General features: G+C 68.2%; 15 protein-coding genes and 1 pseudogene. 7 read left to right on the forward strand and 9 right to left on the reverse strand.

The genetic code is table 11. The annotated features are described in order from the left end of the window. The 3 genes and pseudogenes from ATM97_RS15310 to ATM97_RS15320 all read left to right on the forward strand — a co-directional run. Positions 1 to 244, forward strand: a pseudogene (locus tag ATM97_RS15310) (cell surface protein); the annotation flags it as partial. Positions 245 to 255: 11 nt separating this feature from the next. Then, positions 256 to 771: an ImmA/IrrE family metallo-endopeptidase gene (locus ATM97_RS15315; RefSeq protein WP_019044757.1), complete on the forward strand. Its 516-nt coding sequence runs from the start codon at positions 256 to 258 to the stop codon at positions 769 to 771. Then, positions 768 to 1,802, forward strand: a complete 1,035-nt coding sequence (locus ATM97_RS15320; RefSeq protein WP_218718693.1) for a hypothetical protein — start codon at positions 768 to 770, stop codon at positions 1,800 to 1,802. Before ATM97_RS15315 ends, ATM97_RS15320 begins: the two co-directional genes overlap by 4 nt. 130 nt (positions 1,803 to 1,932) lie before the next feature. Here the strand turns inward: ATM97_RS15320 and ATM97_RS15325 are convergent, their stop codons facing one another. After that, positions 1,933 to 2,349, reverse strand: coding sequence for a helix-turn-helix domain-containing protein (locus tag ATM97_RS15325; RefSeq protein ID WP_019044759.1), 417 nt, complete (start codon positions 2,347 to 2,349; stop codon positions 1,933 to 1,935). A gap of 365 nt (positions 2,350 to 2,714) precedes the next feature. Beyond that, the gene (locus ATM97_RS15330; RefSeq protein ID WP_218718694.1) at positions 2,715 to 3,878 is read right to left on the reverse strand and encodes a steroid 3-ketoacyl-CoA thiolase; all 1,164 of its coding nucleotides are present in this window, start codon (positions 3,876 to 3,878) and stop codon (positions 2,715 to 2,717) included. Between the two features lie 132 nt (positions 3,879 to 4,010). Between ATM97_RS15330 and ATM97_RS15335 the strand changes: the two genes are divergently transcribed. After that, positions 4,011 to 5,309: a cytochrome P450 gene (locus ATM97_RS15335; protein WP_218718695.1), complete on the forward strand. Its 1,299-nt coding sequence runs from the start codon at positions 4,011 to 4,013 to the stop codon at positions 5,307 to 5,309. Between the two features lie 228 nt (positions 5,310 to 5,537). Here ATM97_RS15335 and ATM97_RS15340 read toward each other — a convergent pair whose 3' ends face one another. From ATM97_RS15340 to ATM97_RS15360, 5 genes are read right to left on the reverse strand one after another with little or no spacing between them, the layout of a single operon-like run. Then, positions 5,538 to 5,960 (reverse strand): nuclear transport factor 2 family protein, encoded by a 423-nt coding sequence (locus ATM97_RS15340; protein ID WP_218718696.1) that lies wholly within the window; start codon positions 5,958 to 5,960, stop codon positions 5,538 to 5,540. Beyond that, entirely contained in the window at positions 5,957 to 6,847 is an 891-nt protein-coding gene (locus ATM97_RS15345; protein ID WP_218718697.1) for a TIGR03619 family F420-dependent LLM class oxidoreductase, read from the reverse strand. The genes ATM97_RS15340 and ATM97_RS15345 overlap by 4 nt, the downstream gene beginning before the upstream one ends. After that, the gene (locus tag ATM97_RS15350; protein WP_218718698.1) at positions 6,844 to 8,013 is read right to left on the reverse strand and encodes a thiolase domain-containing protein; all 1,170 of its coding nucleotides are present in this window, start codon (positions 8,011 to 8,013) and stop codon (positions 6,844 to 6,846) included. The genes ATM97_RS15345 and ATM97_RS15350 overlap by 4 nt, the downstream gene beginning before the upstream one ends. Further along, positions 8,010 to 9,029, reverse strand: a complete 1,020-nt coding sequence (locus ATM97_RS15355) for a thiolase domain-containing protein (protein ID WP_218718699.1) — start codon at positions 9,027 to 9,029, stop codon at positions 8,010 to 8,012. The genes ATM97_RS15350 and ATM97_RS15355 overlap by 4 nt, the downstream gene beginning before the upstream one ends. A 9-nt stretch (positions 9,030 to 9,038) precedes the next feature. Further along, positions 9,039 to 10,013 carry a Zn-ribbon domain-containing OB-fold protein gene (locus ATM97_RS15360; RefSeq protein WP_218718700.1) on the reverse strand — a complete coding sequence of 325 codons (975 nt, stop codon included), beginning with the start codon at positions 10,011 to 10,013 and terminating at the stop codon, positions 9,039 to 9,041. Between the two features lie 61 nt (positions 10,014 to 10,074). Between ATM97_RS15360 and ATM97_RS15365 the strand changes: the two genes are divergently transcribed. Both ATM97_RS15365 and ATM97_RS15370 read left to right on the forward strand, forming a co-directional pair. Next, entirely contained in the window at positions 10,075 to 11,112 is a 1,038-nt protein-coding gene (locus ATM97_RS15365) for an LLM class F420-dependent oxidoreductase (RefSeq protein ID WP_218718701.1), read from the forward strand. Positions 11,113 to 11,134: 22 nt separating this feature from the next. Then, positions 11,135 to 12,670, forward strand: coding sequence for an acyl-CoA synthetase (locus ATM97_RS15370; protein WP_218718702.1), 1,536 nt, complete (start codon positions 11,135 to 11,137; stop codon positions 12,668 to 12,670). A 13-nt stretch (positions 12,671 to 12,683) separates the two neighbouring features. Here the strand turns inward: ATM97_RS15370 and ATM97_RS15375 are convergent, their stop codons facing one another. Then, positions 12,684 to 13,682: a sigma-70 family RNA polymerase sigma factor gene (locus ATM97_RS15375; protein WP_218718703.1), complete on the reverse strand. Its 999-nt coding sequence runs from the start codon at positions 13,680 to 13,682 to the stop codon at positions 12,684 to 12,686. A gap of 153 nt (positions 13,683 to 13,835) precedes the next feature. Here ATM97_RS15375 and ATM97_RS15380 point away from each other — a divergent pair, with 153 nt between their 5' ends. Then, a complete protein-coding gene (locus ATM97_RS15380) occupies positions 13,836 to 14,249 on the forward strand; it encodes a VOC family protein (protein WP_218718704.1) in 414 nt (137 codons plus the stop codon). Positions 14,250 to 14,426: 177 nt separating this feature from the next. Here ATM97_RS15380 and ATM97_RS15385 read toward each other — a convergent pair whose 3' ends face one another. Further along, positions 14,427 to 15,209, reverse strand: coding sequence for a crotonase/enoyl-CoA hydratase family protein (locus ATM97_RS15385; protein ID WP_218718705.1), 783 nt, complete (start codon positions 15,207 to 15,209; stop codon positions 14,427 to 14,429). Between the last annotated feature and the right edge of the window lie 38 nt (positions 15,210 to 15,247).

Below are 15,247 nucleotides of genomic sequence, written 5' to 3' on the forward strand. Positions count from 1 at the left end.
CGAGGCGCCCGCGCCGCCGCCCGCTGCCGCCGCGCCTGCGCCCGCCGCGAAGCCGAATCCCGAGTTCAAGCCGACCAGCGACAACAGCGGTCTGCCCGAACCCGAGCTGCTGTCGGTGATCGGTGGCCTGATCGCGTTGACCCTGGCCGGAACCGGTTCGGGCGCAGTGAGTTTCCAAGGTGCCGCGGCAGCCCAAGCTCGGGTGAACGCGGCGCGTGCCGAATTCTTCGGACCGAGGTCGTAAGGGGATCTTCGATGAGCAAGAGCAAGACCCAGAGCACCTCCAGGTCCTATCGCCGCGTCGCCGCCGCCGTCGACGCCGTATGCGCGGTAGCCGCCGACTCCGACGCGACCACCCTCGATGAGGTGGTCGCGGCGATCTCGCTGGAGCGTCAGCGCGAAATCGAGATCACCAGTGCGCAATTGGGCCCGGGCGTGTGCGGTCAGCGGCGGTTCTACCCCGAACGCGACATCATCGTCCTGGCCGACGCCCTGCCGAGCCGCGATCACACCCTCGCGCACGAACTGGGCCATATCGTCTTCGACCACGAGGGTGCCCCCGCGGTCGAGACCACCCTCGAGGTCAGCGACGACCTGATCGCCTACATGCTCAGTCAGCGCGCCCACGCGCAGATCGTCGACGACGGCGCCGACGATCTCGCCGAGTGGGAGGCCGAGACCTTCGCGGCCATGCTCATGACCCGGCTGCGCGTATTCAACAACCGGGGCGCAGGCGTCTCGGTCCTTCGATTCGATGAGGCACTCGGATGACACTCTGGTTGACAGCCCTGCTGGTCTGGGTTGCCGCGGGTGCGCGAGTGGGGCGCGTGCTGGTGAAGCCCGCGACGACCGCCCGCGTCGCCATCGTCGTCGCGGTCTCCGCTGTCGCGCTCGCGGCGACCGTCGCCATTCCCGATATCGCGGTGGCGATCGATAATCTGCTGCCCGGCGGGGTGCGTAGCGGGTGGTTGTCCACCGGCATCGTGGATTCGGCGTGGATTTTGTTCACCACCGCCACCTCGGTGGTCGCCTCGGCCGCGTGGCCGGTGGTCTCGCGCCGCAATCTGCGCCAGATCGCCATGGTGGTCTACGGCATCGGCGCGCTCGCCATCGCCATCACCCTGGGGTGGTCGTTCACCTTCGGCTGGATCGTGGTCGCGCTCGGCGCGGTGTTCGTCGTGACCACCGGTCTGCGCAATCTGGACTGGACCACCCTGGGTCGCGGTATCGCGATCTACACGGCGGGAACGGCTTTGGTGGCCGTGCTCGCGGTCGCCAACGCGGGCCGCGCCTTCCAGCACGCCGAGCCCACCCCGCCCGGCGAGCCGACCTGGGGCTGGCAGGCCTGGGAGATCGCGAGTCTGCTCATCGCGTTCGGTGCGGTGTCGATCGTGATCGAGTTGTGGTGGCGGGCCCGGATTCTGCTGCGCCGGATCCGGCCGCTGCACAAGCTGATGATCGGCCGCTTCCCCGATGTGGTCGCGCCCGAACAGAACGCCACGTCGACGCAGCTCAAGGCATCCGACCACGTGGCCCAGGTGATGGACGCGCTGTACCTGCTCTCCGGCAGCGGCATCGTCATCCCGGCGGCGGGCGAGCCGCCCACGTCGGTCGCGGAGCGGGCCGCGGTCGTCGCCGAGTGGGTACGAGATCCGTTGGGGGACTTGTTCGTCGACGCGCGCTGGATCGCGCCGCCGCCCGGGGTCAGCCCGCGCGGTTGGGTGCTGGCGATCGCGTCCGAGTACGACGCGGCGGTCGCCGCCGCCGGCGCCGCGCCGAAGAGCACCGCCGCCTCGAACTGAGCCGGGCACAGAGAACGGGCCTGAGCTGGTGGATCACACCGTCTCAGGCCCGTTCACTGTGCACGTATCCGTCTTTCACGGCCGGTCCCAGGACACCATCAGGTGCGTCAGGCCGACCGCGCTGTGGTTCCTATTCCGTTCCGTCCGGCGGAATTTCGGGCAAACCTTCGCTGGCCCGCAACTTCTCCGCCATGGAGGTGAGCAAATTCTGTGATTCTTCCGAGAGGTCGAATGCCCTGCTGGACAGTCGACGCAGCCCGTAGCCCTGCAGCTGCGCGAGCAGCTCCAGGTCGTGATCGATCTTGGCCGCGTAGATGTCGTTGAAGAAGTAGTCAGGCTTGACCTTGAAGAACTTCGCCAGGGCGGCCACCGTCTCGTCGGACGGGTTCGTTCGTTGTCCCGACCGCAACTGCGAGAGATACGGCTTCGAGATCGGATGCCCGGAGGCAGTCAGCGCAGCCGCAACCTCTGCGTTGGTGTGCGGCTTGCGCCCCGGGGGATGCACGGTTTCGAACAGCTTGTTCAGCCGCGCCGCGAAATCAGCCATTGTGAGCCGCCCAATTCCCTTCACTGTACTAACAGTCGTTATCTCGGATACGTATCATTGATATTAGCGGCTCAGTAACTGAAAACCTACGCCTGATTCGGGATTTCTCTACGGTTTCCGACGCTCACCTGCGTGCAGGGGCCGCGACGGTCGCGTTTGCGGGTCACGCCAACGACTCTTGTGGAGCCGGAGGGTGTCCGGGTTCGTGCCCGTCGCGGGGGTCTTCAACCTTAGGTCGATGGTAGCTCAATGTTAGCTGATGTCTCATGTTCCCCCTCGCCCCCTGGATTGTGTGGCGTACGACACGTTCCGGGCGCCCTGGGATGAATGTTCAACCTGGGCGCCCGGTTTCGGTGATCGTCAGTCTACAGGCGTTCGATGATCGTTCCGGTCGCGAGTGCGCCGCCTGCGCACATGAGCACCATGGCCGTGCCCTTGCCGGTCCGCTCCAGCTCGTGCAAAGCCGTGGTGATGAGCCGGGAACCGGTGGAGCCGACCGGATGCCCGATTGCGATCGCGCCGCCGTTGACATTTACCCGGTCCATGTCCGGCTGATGTACAGAAGCCCACGAAAGTGCGACGGAGGCGAATGCTTCATTGATCTCGAAAAGGTCGATATCCGAAATCTTCATTCCGGAGCGCTCGAGCAGCCGGGTGCACGCCTGCACCGGGCCGTCGAGGTGGAACTCCGGCTCCGCGCCGACGAGCACCTGGGTGTGGATGCGCGCCCGCGGCCGCAAACCCTTGTTGCGCGCGACGGTTTCGTCCATCAGCAGTACGGCGGCGGAGCCGTCGGAGATCTGCGACGAGGTGCCCGCGGTGTGGATGCCGTCGGCGACGACCGGCTTGAGCGCGGCCAGCCCCTCGAGCGTGGTGGCGCGCAGACCCTGGTCCCTGGTCACCTCGAGCTTCTCGCCGGTGGCATTGCCCTCGCTGTCGAGCACGGGCGCCGAGATCGGGAGCACTTCGCGGTCGAAGCGGCCCTCGGCCCAGGCCTGTGCCGCCAATCGCTGTGAGCGCACACCGAATTCGTCGATATCGGTGCGGGTGATGCCGCGCCTGCGGGCGATTCGCTCGGCCGCGCCGAACTGGTCGGGCAGGTCGATCGACCACGACGCGGGCCTGCGTGTGCCCGCCTCGGTGCCGACGTTCGCGCCCAGCGGCACCCGGCTCATCGCCTCGACGCCACAGGCGACGCCGACGTCGATCGCGCCGGTGGCGATGAGGCCCGCGATGAGATGGTTGGCCTGCTGGGCCGAGCCGCACTGGGCGTCGACGGTGGTGGCGCCGGTCTGCCAGGGCAGCCCCGCGTGCAGCCAGGCCACCCGGGTGACGTTGTTGGACTGCTCGCCCGCCTGGGTGACGCAGCCGCCGATCACCTGCTCGACCTCGGCCGGGTCGATGCCGGCCCGATCGAGCAGGCCGCGCTGGGTCAGGCCGAGCAACTCGGCCGCGTGCAGTCCCGAAAGCTGTCCGCGGCGCTTGCCGATCGGGGTACGCACGGCCTCGACGATCACGGGTGTGCCCATGTGATTCTCCCTCGTAACTGCAACAAGTTCTGTTTCTAGGCCCAGGGTAAAACCGCGTGGTTCTTCCGTCACGGCAACCCCTGTGCTTGAATGATTGTAGAACGTGTTTCAGTTTGTCGAAGGAGACATCTGGTGGTAGATCCGCGCACCGAACACGCCGGCCCCGGTCACACGACGGGTTCCCGGCCGAACCTGCCGGACGGGTTCGACGTCACCGACCCCGATATCTACGCCGAGCGTGTCCCGGTGGAGGAATTCGCCGAGCTGCGGCGGGCCGCCCCCATCTGGTGGAACGCGCAGTCGCCGGAGGTCGGCGGTTTCCACGACGACGGCTTCTGGGTGGTGAGCAAGCACGCCGACGTCAAGGAAGTGTCGCGACGCAGCGACGTGTTCTCCACGTACGAGAACACCGCCATCCCGCGCTTCAACGACGACATCCAGCGCGAGCAGATCGAGCTGCAGCGCTTCGTCATCCTCAACAAGGACGCGCCGGAGCACACCAAGCTCCGCAAGCTGATCGCCAAGGGCTTCACCCCGCGCGCGGTCAACGGCCTGCGCGCGGAGCTGTCGGACCGGGCCGAGAAGATCGTGAAGGCCGCCGCCGAGGCGGGCTCGGGCGACTTCGTCACCCAGGTCGCGTGTGAGCTGCCGCTGCAGGCGATCGCCGAGCTGATCGGCGTGCCGCAGGAGGACCGGATGAAGGTCTTCGAGTGGTCCAACGACATGACCGGCTACGACGACCCCGACAACGTCGACATCGATCCGGTCGCCGCGTCGATGGAGCTGCTCGGCTACTCGTACCAGATGGCCGAGGCGCGCAAGGCCAACCCGACCGACGACCTGGTCACCACGCTGATCGAGGCCGACGTCGACGGCGAGGCGCTCACGCCGGAGGAGTTCGGCTTCTTCGTCATCCTGCTCGCGGTCGCGGGCAACGAGACCACGCGCAACGCCATCAGCCACGGCATGATCGCCTTCATGGAGAACCCCGACCAGTGGGAGCTCTTCAAGAAGGAGCGCCCGGCCACCGCGGTGGACGAGATCATCCGCTGGGCGACCCCGGTCACCTCCTTCCAGCGCACCGCGCTCGAGGACACCGAGCTCGGCGGCGTGCAGATCAAGAAGGGTCAGCGTCTGGTGATGCTGTACCGCTCGGCCAACTTCGACGAGGACGTCTTCGAGAACCCGGAGAAGTTCGACATCATGCGGGCCGACAATCAGCATCTGGCCTTCGGCGGCACCGGCGCGCACTTCTGCGTCGGCGCGAACCTGGCCCGGCTCGAGGTCGACCTGATCTTCAACGCGATCGCCGACCACCTGCCCGATATCACCAAGATCGGCGACCCCAAGCGCCTGCGCTCGGGCTGGCTCAACGGCATCAAGGAACTGCCGGTCGACTACAAGACCGCGGGCTGCCCGGTCGCGCACTGAGTTTTCGGAGCGCTGGCGCGCTCGAGGTCGCGGCCTCTTGGTCCCGCCGGTCAGGCACCGTTGCTTGCTCCTTCGTCGCCTACGCAACAGTGCCTGACCGGCGGGACGGCCGCGACGGCCGACTTCGTCGGCCTGCCCCTCCTCGGGGTCGGGGCGTGGTGGTCGGTTTGTCTTGATATGCAGAAAGCCCCGGTACCTCAACGGTGCCGGGGCTTTCTGTGTGCTGTGTCAGGACACGGGACGGGTGGTGGCCATGGCGCGATCCACCTCCCAGAACGCGCGCAGGGCGGCGATCTTGCCCTCGGCGTCGACCTTGTAGGTGAACACGCCCTCGGCGTCGATCACGTGGCCGGCCATGGTCGTGCGGATCATTCCGGTGAAGGCGATCTCGTTGCCGCAGGCGAAGGAGTCCTCGAAGAGGAACTCGATCGACTCGGTCAGCGCGATCGCCTTGTCCCAGAACGCGCCGATCGCCTCGTGGCCCCGGTGGCCGACGCCCTCAGGGTCGAAACCCGAAGGGCCGACGGGATCTTCGACGATCCCGTCGGTGGCGAACAGGGCGACCCAGGCCGCCCGGTCCTTGGCGCGCACCGCGGCCTGGGAGGCCAGGCCCGCCGCGCGCGCCGAGCGGTCGACGGCTGTCTCGGTCATGACTCGTCCTTCCCGATGACGGGGTCGGCGATGTACTTCGCGGCGAACTTGCGCAGCGAGTCCTGCTTGGCGGCGAGTTCGCCGTCGAAGCCGATGCCGTCGGACAGCCACGGCACCACGATGGTGTCGGTGACGCCGGCGTCGGCCAGATCCTGGTAGCCGTCGCGGCCGAACTTGTCGATGCACACGGCCTGGATCTCGAACGGCACGTCGGACCGGTCGTACTCCGCGCGCAGTTCGCGCAGGGTGGCGATGGTGGTGACCAGATCGTCGAACTTCATCATCGCCGAGGTCCAGCCGTCACCGATCTTGGCGGCCCGGCGCAGCGCCGGACCGGTGTGCCCGCCGACGTAGAACGGCACCCGCTCGCTCGGCGCCGGGCTGATCTGCAGCTCGTCGAAGTCGAAGAACTCGCCGTGGTACTCGACCATGCCGCCGTCGAGGACCAGCCGGATGATCTCGATCATCTCGTCGACGCGCGCGCCGCGGCGGGCATACGGCACCCCGCACCACTCGAATTCCTCCGGTGCCCAACCGATCCCGATGCCGAAGCCGAAGCGGTTGCCCGACATGTTGGCGATCGAGCCGACCTGGCGGGCCAGCAGCAGCGGATTGCGCGAGCCGAGCTTGAGGACATTGGTGTAGAACCGCAGCGTGCTGGTCACCGCGGCCATCGACGCCGCGGCGATCAGCGGGTCGACCCACGGCGTCTCCGGACCCCAGAACCGGCTGCCGTCCGGCGTGTACGGATAGTCGGCGGCCTGTGACTTCATGTAGAACAGCGAGTCGGGCAGGCCGATCGAGGTGAATCCGCACTCTTCGGCCGTCTTGGCCAGCTCGGTGAGCTGGTCGAGCGGGCTCAGCGCGACACCGAGGGTGAACTTCATTCCGGTCGCTCGCTTCCCACGACCCACATCGAGAAGTACTGGGAGCCACCGCCGTACGCGTGTCCCATCGCCTTGCGGGCGTTCTCGACCTGGTAGGCGCCCGCCCGGCCCATGACCTGCTTGGCCGCCTCGGCGAAGCGGATCAGGCCGGAGGCGCCGATCGGGTTGGAGGAGAGCACGCCGCCGGACGGGTTGACCGGGATCCGGCCGCCGATCTCGGTCTCGCCCTTGTCGGTGAGCTTCCAGCCGTCGCCCTCGGCCGCGAAGCCCAGGTTCTCCAGCCACATCGGCTCGAACCAGGAGAACGGCACGTAGATCTCGGCGACGTCGATCTCCTCGAGCGGATCGGTGATCCCGGCGGCCTTCCACAGCGCGGCGGCCGCGTCCCGGCCCGCCTGCGGATTGACCTGGTCACGACCGGAGAAGGTGGTCGGCTCGGTGCGCATCGCGGTGCCGTGCACCCACGCGACCTTCTTGCCCTGGGCCTCGACCGCCGCCGCGGCCTCGGCATTGCCGATCACCAGGGCGCAGGCGCCGTCGGAGGACGGACAGGTCTCGTCGAAACGGATCGGGTCCCACAGCATCTGGGAGGCGAGGACCGACTCGAGGGTGATGTCGGGCTGGTGCAGGTGGGCGAGCGGGTTCTTCGCGCCGTTGCGCCGGTCCTTCACCGCCACCATCGCGCCGATGTGCATCGGGGCGTTGGAGCGCCGGATGTAGGAGCGCACGTGCGGGGCGAAATAGCCGCCCGCGCCCGCGCCGACCGGCATGGTGAACGGCACCGGAATCGACAACGCCCACATGGCGTTCGACTCCGACTGCTTCTCCCACGCGATCGCCAGGACCTTGCCGTGCACGCCGGCCTGCACCAGGTTGGCGGCCACGACACCGGTCGAGCCGCCCACCGAGCCGGCGGTGTGGACGCGCAGCAGCGGCTTGCCGATGGCGCCGAGGGCTTCGGCGAGATACAGCTCGGGCATCATGACGCCCTCGAAGAAGTCGGGCGCCTTGCCGACGACGACGGCGTCGATCTCGTCGATGGTCAGGCCCGAGTCTTCGAGCGCGCGATCGATCGCTTCACGGCACATGCCCGCCATGGACACGTCCGCGCGCTTCGTCACGTGATGAGTTTGGCCGGTGCCGAGCACCGCCGCGGGGAAGCTCATCGTGCCTCCGATTCCAGAACGGCGACCAGGTTCTGCTGCAGCGCGGGGCCGCTGGTCGCATGAGCGAGGGTCCGGTCGGCGGTGCCGGAGATGATGGCCGTGGCGGCGTTGCCGATCCGCTCCAGGCCCGCCGCGAACATCGGGTTGCCCGCGAGCGCACCGCCGGACGGGTTGACCGGGGTCTCGGGGGACAGGCCGATCGCCTCGGCCAGGATCAGCTGCTGATGGCTGAACGGCGCGTGCAGTTCGGCCAGATCGAAGCTGGTCTCACCGCGGGTCGCGGCCGCGGCCGCCCTGGTGGTGGATGGCGAGCGGGTCAGATCGCGGCCACCGAGCGCCTGGGCGTCGATATTGTGCGCGATCCCGGTGATCCACGCGGGACGCTCGCACAGCTCCCTGGCCCGGTCGCCGACCGCGAGCACGATCGCGGCCGCGCCGTCGGTGATCGGCGCGATATCGTGCGCCCGCAGCGGATCGGCGACATACGGTTCGGCGAGCAGGGATTCGATGTCACCACCGGCGACGGCGGCCATCTCCCGCTCGGTCCAGCGGCCCGCGTCCAGTCCGGCGCGCGCCTGCAGGCCCGCGACCGAGACGGCGTCGGGCCACAGCGGACCGACCAGATACGGATCGAGCTGCCTGCTCAGCACCTGCCGCAGGGTGCCCGCCGACGACTTGCCGAAGCCGTAGACGAGCGCGGTCTGCGCCTGACCGGAGAGCAGCTTCACCCAGGCCTCGTAGAGCGCCCACGCGGCATCCATCTCCACATGCGACTCGTTGATCGGCGGCACCGCGCCGATCGCGTCGACGGCGGAGATGAACGAGAACGCCCGTCCCGCCAGGTAATCCGAGGACCCGGAGCACCAGAAGTCGATATCGGTCTTGGTGATGCCGAGGTCGGCGTAGAGCTGCTGGAAGCACGGCACGAGCATCTCGACGCCGTTGGTGGTGCCGAAGGTCTCCGGCACGTGCGGTGCGTGGGCGAACCCGACCACCGCGATTTCTGGTGTACTCAACGTCGCCTCTCAGAGGTGGTGCTGGTAGGACTCGTACGGAGCATCGGGCTCGCCGCTCGGCCGGAAGTGGTCGATATTGGCCAGCGCGTGGCCCCATTCCGCACGCGGTTTCCATACGGCTTCGACCCGCATGCCCATGCGTACCTCGGACGCCTCGCAGCCGAGGACCAGGTGCAGGAACGGGATGTCGGCGCCGTCGAGGAGCACGTAGGCGGCCACGTACGGCGGCTTGATCCGCTGGCCGAGGAACGGCACGTTCACGATGCAGAAGGTGGTCACGGTGCCCTTGTCGGGCAGCTCGACCAGGTCGTCGGTGGGCGTGCCGTCGGTCGGGTTGGCACCGCGCGGCGGGAAGTAGACCCGCCCGCCCGCCTCGGAGCGGCCGCCGATCAGCTTGCCCTCGGCGAGACCGCGCAGGTAGGCGCTCTCCTGCGGCGACGCCGTGTGCTTGTAGTGCATGTCGACCGGTGTGGTCAGCATGGTCACCGGCTCGGCGGTGTCCGCGGACGTCTCGGCCGGTGCCGCGGCACCTTCGCCCGGCTCGAAGCAGGCGATGTCGTGGATCGTGCCGGTCCGTTCCTCGGCCCAGCGCACCCGCACCCGCAGGCCCGTGCGCACCTGGCTCGGGTCGGTCACATCCAGCGCGTGCAACATCGCCGTGTCGGCGCCGTCCAGCTGGACGAGGGCCCACGCGAACGGGCGATCGAACGGCTGTCCGGGCAGCGGCTCGGCCACCCATGTCCACGACTGCACCGTGCCGGTCGGTTCGACCTGGACCAGCTCGGCCAGCGGGGCCGAGGTGATCGGGTCGTATTCCTGCGCCGGCACCAATACCCGGCCGTCACTGCCACGCACGCCGAGTATCCGGCGGTCGCGCAGTCCGGTCAGAAAGGCGCCGATGATGGGTCCGACGGACCTGGTGTAGTCGAACTGCACCCGAAGGGGTGCACTCAATACTTCCACTGCGGTATTCCCCTGGGTCACGATATCGAGTAGAACAGGTTCTTATTCTGCTGGCAAGGATTCGCCGGAAAGGGCGTCGGTCATGAAATTCGGACTGCAACTCGGTTACTGGGGTGCGCAGCCGCCCGCCAACGCCGGCGAGCTGGTGATCGCGGCCGAGGAAGCGGGCTTCGACGCGGTGTTCGCGGCCGAGTCGTGGGGCTCGGACGCCTTCACGCCGCTGGCCTGGTGGGGCTCCTCGACCGAGCGGGTGCGCCTCGGCACCTCGGTCGCGCAGCTCTCGGCCCGCACGCCCGCGGCGGCGGCGATGCACGCGCTCACCCTCGACCACCTCAGCGGTGGCCGGGCCATCCTCGGCCTCGGCGTCTCCGGCCCGCAGGTGGTGGAGGGCTGGTACGGGCAGCCGTTCGCGCAGCCGCTACGCCGCACCCGTGAGTACGTCGACATCGTGCGCAAGGTGCTGGCCCGCGAGGCCCCGGTGACCTCCGATGGCAAGCACTACGGCCTGCCCTACACCGGACCCGGCGCCACCGGGTTGGGCAAACCGCTCAAGCCGATCGTGCACCCACTGCGCGCCGACCTGCCGATCTGGCTGGGTGCGGAGGGGCCGAAGAATGTCGCCCAGACCGCCGAGATCGCCGACGGCTGGCTGGCCATCTACTACGCCCCGCGCCTGGCCAGCATGTACAACGAGTGGCTCGACGAGGGCTTCGCGCGGCCGGGCGCGCGGCGCGGTCGGGCCGATTTCGAGATCGCGGCGAGCGCACAGGTGGTGCTCACCGACGACCCGGCCGCCGAGATCGAGCGGATGCGGTGGGTCACCTCGCTCTACATCGGCGGTATGGGCGCGCCGGAGCTGAACTTCCACGCGCAGGTCTACAAGCGGATGGGCTACAGCGCCGAGGTCGACGAGATCTCCGCGCTGTTCCAGTCCGGCCGCAAGGCCGAGGCCGCCGCCGCGGTGCCCGACGAGCTGATCACCGACACCGCGATCTTCGGCGACGAGGCGCACGTGCGCACCCGGTTGAAGGAATGGGAGGACGCCGGCGTGACGATGATGCTGATCTCGGTTTCCGATGCCGAACAACTTCGTCGACTCCAAGCCCTTGTAACCGAGTAGAACAGGTTCTAAATTCGATGGGGTGAGCAGCCAGCAGACAACGGAAGTCCTCGGACTGTGGAATATCGCCGCGGCCGATCCCGAGCGGATCGCCGTCGTCGACCCGGACGGCAGGGAGATCACCTATCGAGAATTGGCCACCCTCGCCAACCGCTACGCCAACGGACTACGCGGCATCGGATTGCGCACCGGCGACGTGGTCGTCAGCATGCTGCACAACGGTGTGGAGGCGATCGCCGCGTACTTCGCCGCCTACCAGGCGGGCCTGTACATCGTCGCGGTGAACTGGCACCTCACCGCGCCGGAGATCGCCTACATCCTCGGCGACAGCGAGGCCTCGGCCTTCCTGGCCAGTGAGCGGTTCGCCGCCACCGCCGCCGAGGCCGCCGACCTCGCCGAACTGTCCGCCGACGCCCGCTTCTCCGCGGGCACCATCGAGGGTTTCCGCCCGGTGTCGTGGCTCGGTGCCGCCGACACCGGTCGTCCCGACGAGCGTTCGGTCGGCGCGCCGATGCTCTACACCTCGGGCACCACCGGGCGCCCCAAGGGCGTTCGCCGCCCGCTGACCGGCGCCGATCCCGACCAGGTCCCCGCGCCGAACAAGGCCTTCTTCGCCCTGTTCGAACTCGCGCCCTACGACGAGCACGTGCACATCTGCGGCTCGCCGCTCTATCACACGGCCGTGCTGAACTTCTCGACGATCTCCATCCAGATGGGCCACAAGCTGGTGCTGATGGACAAGTGGGACCCCGAGGACATGCTCGCCCTGATCGAGCGGCACAAGGTGACCCACAGCCACATGGTGCCCACCCAGTTCCACCGCCTGCTCGCCCTGCCCGAGGACGTGCGCGCTCGCTACGACGTGTCCTCGCTGCGCAGCATGGTGCACGGCGCCGCGCCGTGCCCGCAGGCCACCAAGCGGCAGATGCTCGAGTGGTGGGGTCCGGTCGTCACCGAGTACTACGCCGCCACCGAGGGCGGCGGCACGGTGATCAACGGGACCGAGTGGCTGTCCAAGCCCGGTTCGGTCGGCAAGGCCTGGCCGTGGTCGGTCATCAAGATCCTCGACGAGACCGACGGCTCCGAACTGCCCGCGGGCAAAGAGGGCATGGTCTACATGAAGATGGGCGTCTCCAGCTTCGAGTACCACCACGCCAAGGAGAAGACCGAGGAGTCGCGCGTCGGTGACCTGTTCACCGTCGGCGACATCGGCTACCTCGACGAGGACGGCTACCTGTTCCTCTGCGACCGCCGCTCCGACCTGATCCTGTCCGGCGGCGTGAACATCTACCCGGCCGAGATCGAGGGTGTGCTGATGAGCCACCCGAAGGTGGCTGACGTGGCGGTTCTCGGTGTGCCCGACCCGGATTGGGGCCAGCAGGTCAAGGCGTTCGTGCAGCCGGTCGACGGCACCGCGGGCGACGAGGCGCTCACCGCCGAGATCCTCGAGTTCGCGGCCGGTCAGCTCGCCAAGTACAAGCTGCCCCGCACGGTGGAATACCGCGCGGAGCTGCCCCGTGATCCCAACGGCAAGCTGTACAAGCGCCGCCTGCTGTGAACGATGTTCCCGCTCAGACGGCTTCGCGCCACTCCGGCGCGAGCCCGAAGAGCGGGAACAACTTCTCGGTGTCGAGGAAGAAGTTCAGGCCCGAGATGATGTCGCCCTCGAGCTCGAGCACCGTGATCGACCACGGCACCCACACGCCGGGCTCTTCGCTCGGCTTGTAGTGGCCGAAGGCGGGCAGCCCGTTGGCGCCTTCCAGGGGAACCATCCGCGAATTGCGGCACGCGCTGCCGGTGCTGAGCATGAACGCGGCCACATTCTCCGGCCCGGAGATCCAGAGATCGAACGGCGGCATCGACAGCGCCACATCGGCTTTCAGCAGGGTGGTGAGCGCGTCCATGTCGTAGGCCTCGAAGGCCTTCACGAAATCGTCGACCAGCTTGCGCTGCTCGGGATCGCTCTCGTCGAACCCGTCGGTGACGGTCGGCTGCACCTTCGACATGGTGGCGCGGGCCCGTTGCAGCGCGCTGTTCACCGACGCGGGCGACATCATCAGCGCCTCGGCGGTCTCGCCCGCGGAGAAGCGCAGCACCTCGCGCATGATCAGGATGGCGCGCTGGGTGGCGGGCAGATGCTGGCAGGCGGCCACGAAGGCCAGGCGCAGCGTGTCCTTGGCCGAGGCGTGCTCGGCCGGATCGGCGCCGAAGGCCAGGGCGTTGGGGATCGGCTCGATCCACACGTAGTCGGGCTGCGGGGCGGGCAGCGGGGAGTCGGGGCGACCCGGACCGTTGAGGTCCATCGGTCTGGCTCGGCTCTGCGGCCGGTCGAGCATGTCCAGACAGATATTGGTGGCGATTTTGTACAGCCACGAGCGCAGACTCGCGCGGCCCTCGAACGAATCGTAGGAGCGCCAGGCGCGGGTGAAGGTCTCCTGTACCGCGTCCTCGGCCTCGAACGAGGAGCCGAGCATGCGGTAGGCGTACGCGCACAATTCGCGCCGGTGAGTTTCGAATTCGGCCAGTACGGCGGGGTCCGGGCCGGTGGTAGCGGTTGTGGCGTCGCTCATAGTTTCCCACGATGCCACAGGGGTCCGACAGCCGACAGAGGAGAAAACGGACCAGCGAGATTTCGGGAAGTTCACCGCTCGGCGATGAATCGGCGGGCATCGCGGCGTCTACATGAACGAGACCGCAACGACGCCCCCGAAAGGCTGACACCCATGAGCAGCAAGATGATCTTCATCAACCTCCCCGTCGCCGACCTCGACCGCTCGAAGAGCTTCTACGAGGCGCTGGGCTGGAAGGTCAACGAGGACTTCACCGATCAGAACGCGTCGTGCATCGTCATCGACGACAACATCTGTCTGATGCTGCTGACCAAGCCGTTCTTCTCGACCTTCAGCACCCGCCCGATCGCCGACACGATCACTACCGCCGCCGCGGGCTACGCGCTCTCGCTGGCCAGCGCCGAGGAGGTCGACGCGCTGACCGACGCGGCCGTCGCCGCCGGCGCGACCGAGCAGGTCAACGAGGACAAGCGCGCCCAGGAGGCCCAGGTGGGCATGCACGGCCGCACGTTCCTCGACCCCGACGGTCACCAGTGGGAGCCGTTCTACATGAACTACCCGGGGTAGTTGGAGCGCCGGCGCGCTCGAGCTCGCGGCCCCTTGTGTCCCGTCGGTCGGGCACCGTTGCTTGCTCCTACGTCGCCTACGCAACGGCACCTGACCGGCGGGACGGCCGCGAACCACCACTGCGCGGCGGCCTCTCCTCGAGGTCGGGGCGCAGCGGCAGTGCGACCGGCGACCGTGCTACTGCCCGGTGAAGTTCGGCTTGCGCTTCTCCGCGAAGGCGCGCGGCCCTTCCTTGGCATCGGCAGATCTGAACACCTCGATGCCGATCTTCGCCTCGATGGGGAACGCCTCGTTCTCCGGCATCGCCTCGGTTTCGCGCAGCGTGCGCAGCATCGCCTGGACGGCGAGCGGGCCGTTGTCGGCGATCTGGCCGGCCAGCGCCAAGGCCTTGTCGAGTGCGGTGCCATCGGGGACCACGTGGCCGATCAGGCCGATCTCCTTGGCCTCGGCGGCAGTGATGTGGCGACCGGTCAGCAGCAGATCAGCGGCCACCGTGTACGGGATCTGCCGGGCCAGCCGCACCGCGGAACCGCCGAGCGGGAACAGGCCCCAGCGGGCCTCGGAGACGCCGAACTTGGCGCTTTCCCCGGCCACGCGCAGATCGGTGCCCTGCAGGATCTCGGTGCCACCGGCGATGGCCGGGCCCTCGACCGCCGCGATCAGCGGCTTGGACAGTCGCCGCCCCTTCAGCAGCGCGGGGAGGTAGGCGGGGTCCCAGCTGCCCTCGGAGGCGGTGTCCCCAGGATGCTGTGAGCTCATCGCCTTCAGGTCCATCCCGGCGCAGAAGGCCCCGCCCGCGCCGGTGAGGATCGCGACGCGGATATCAGGATCGCTGTCCACCTGGTCCCAGGCGTCGCGCATGATCGCCATCATCTCGCCCGAGAGGGCGTTGCGCGCCTCCGGTCGATTCATGGTGACGATGAGGACGTGGCCTCGCTTCTCGACCAGACAGTGGGCCATTCGATATCTCCTGACGTTCGAGCTGTGTCACGGCGCGC

It is taken from the genome of Nocardia sp. MH4 (genome assembly GCF_019266065.1).
Lineage (GTDB): Bacteria > Actinomycetota > Actinomycetes > Mycobacteriales > Mycobacteriaceae > Nocardia > Nocardia canadensis.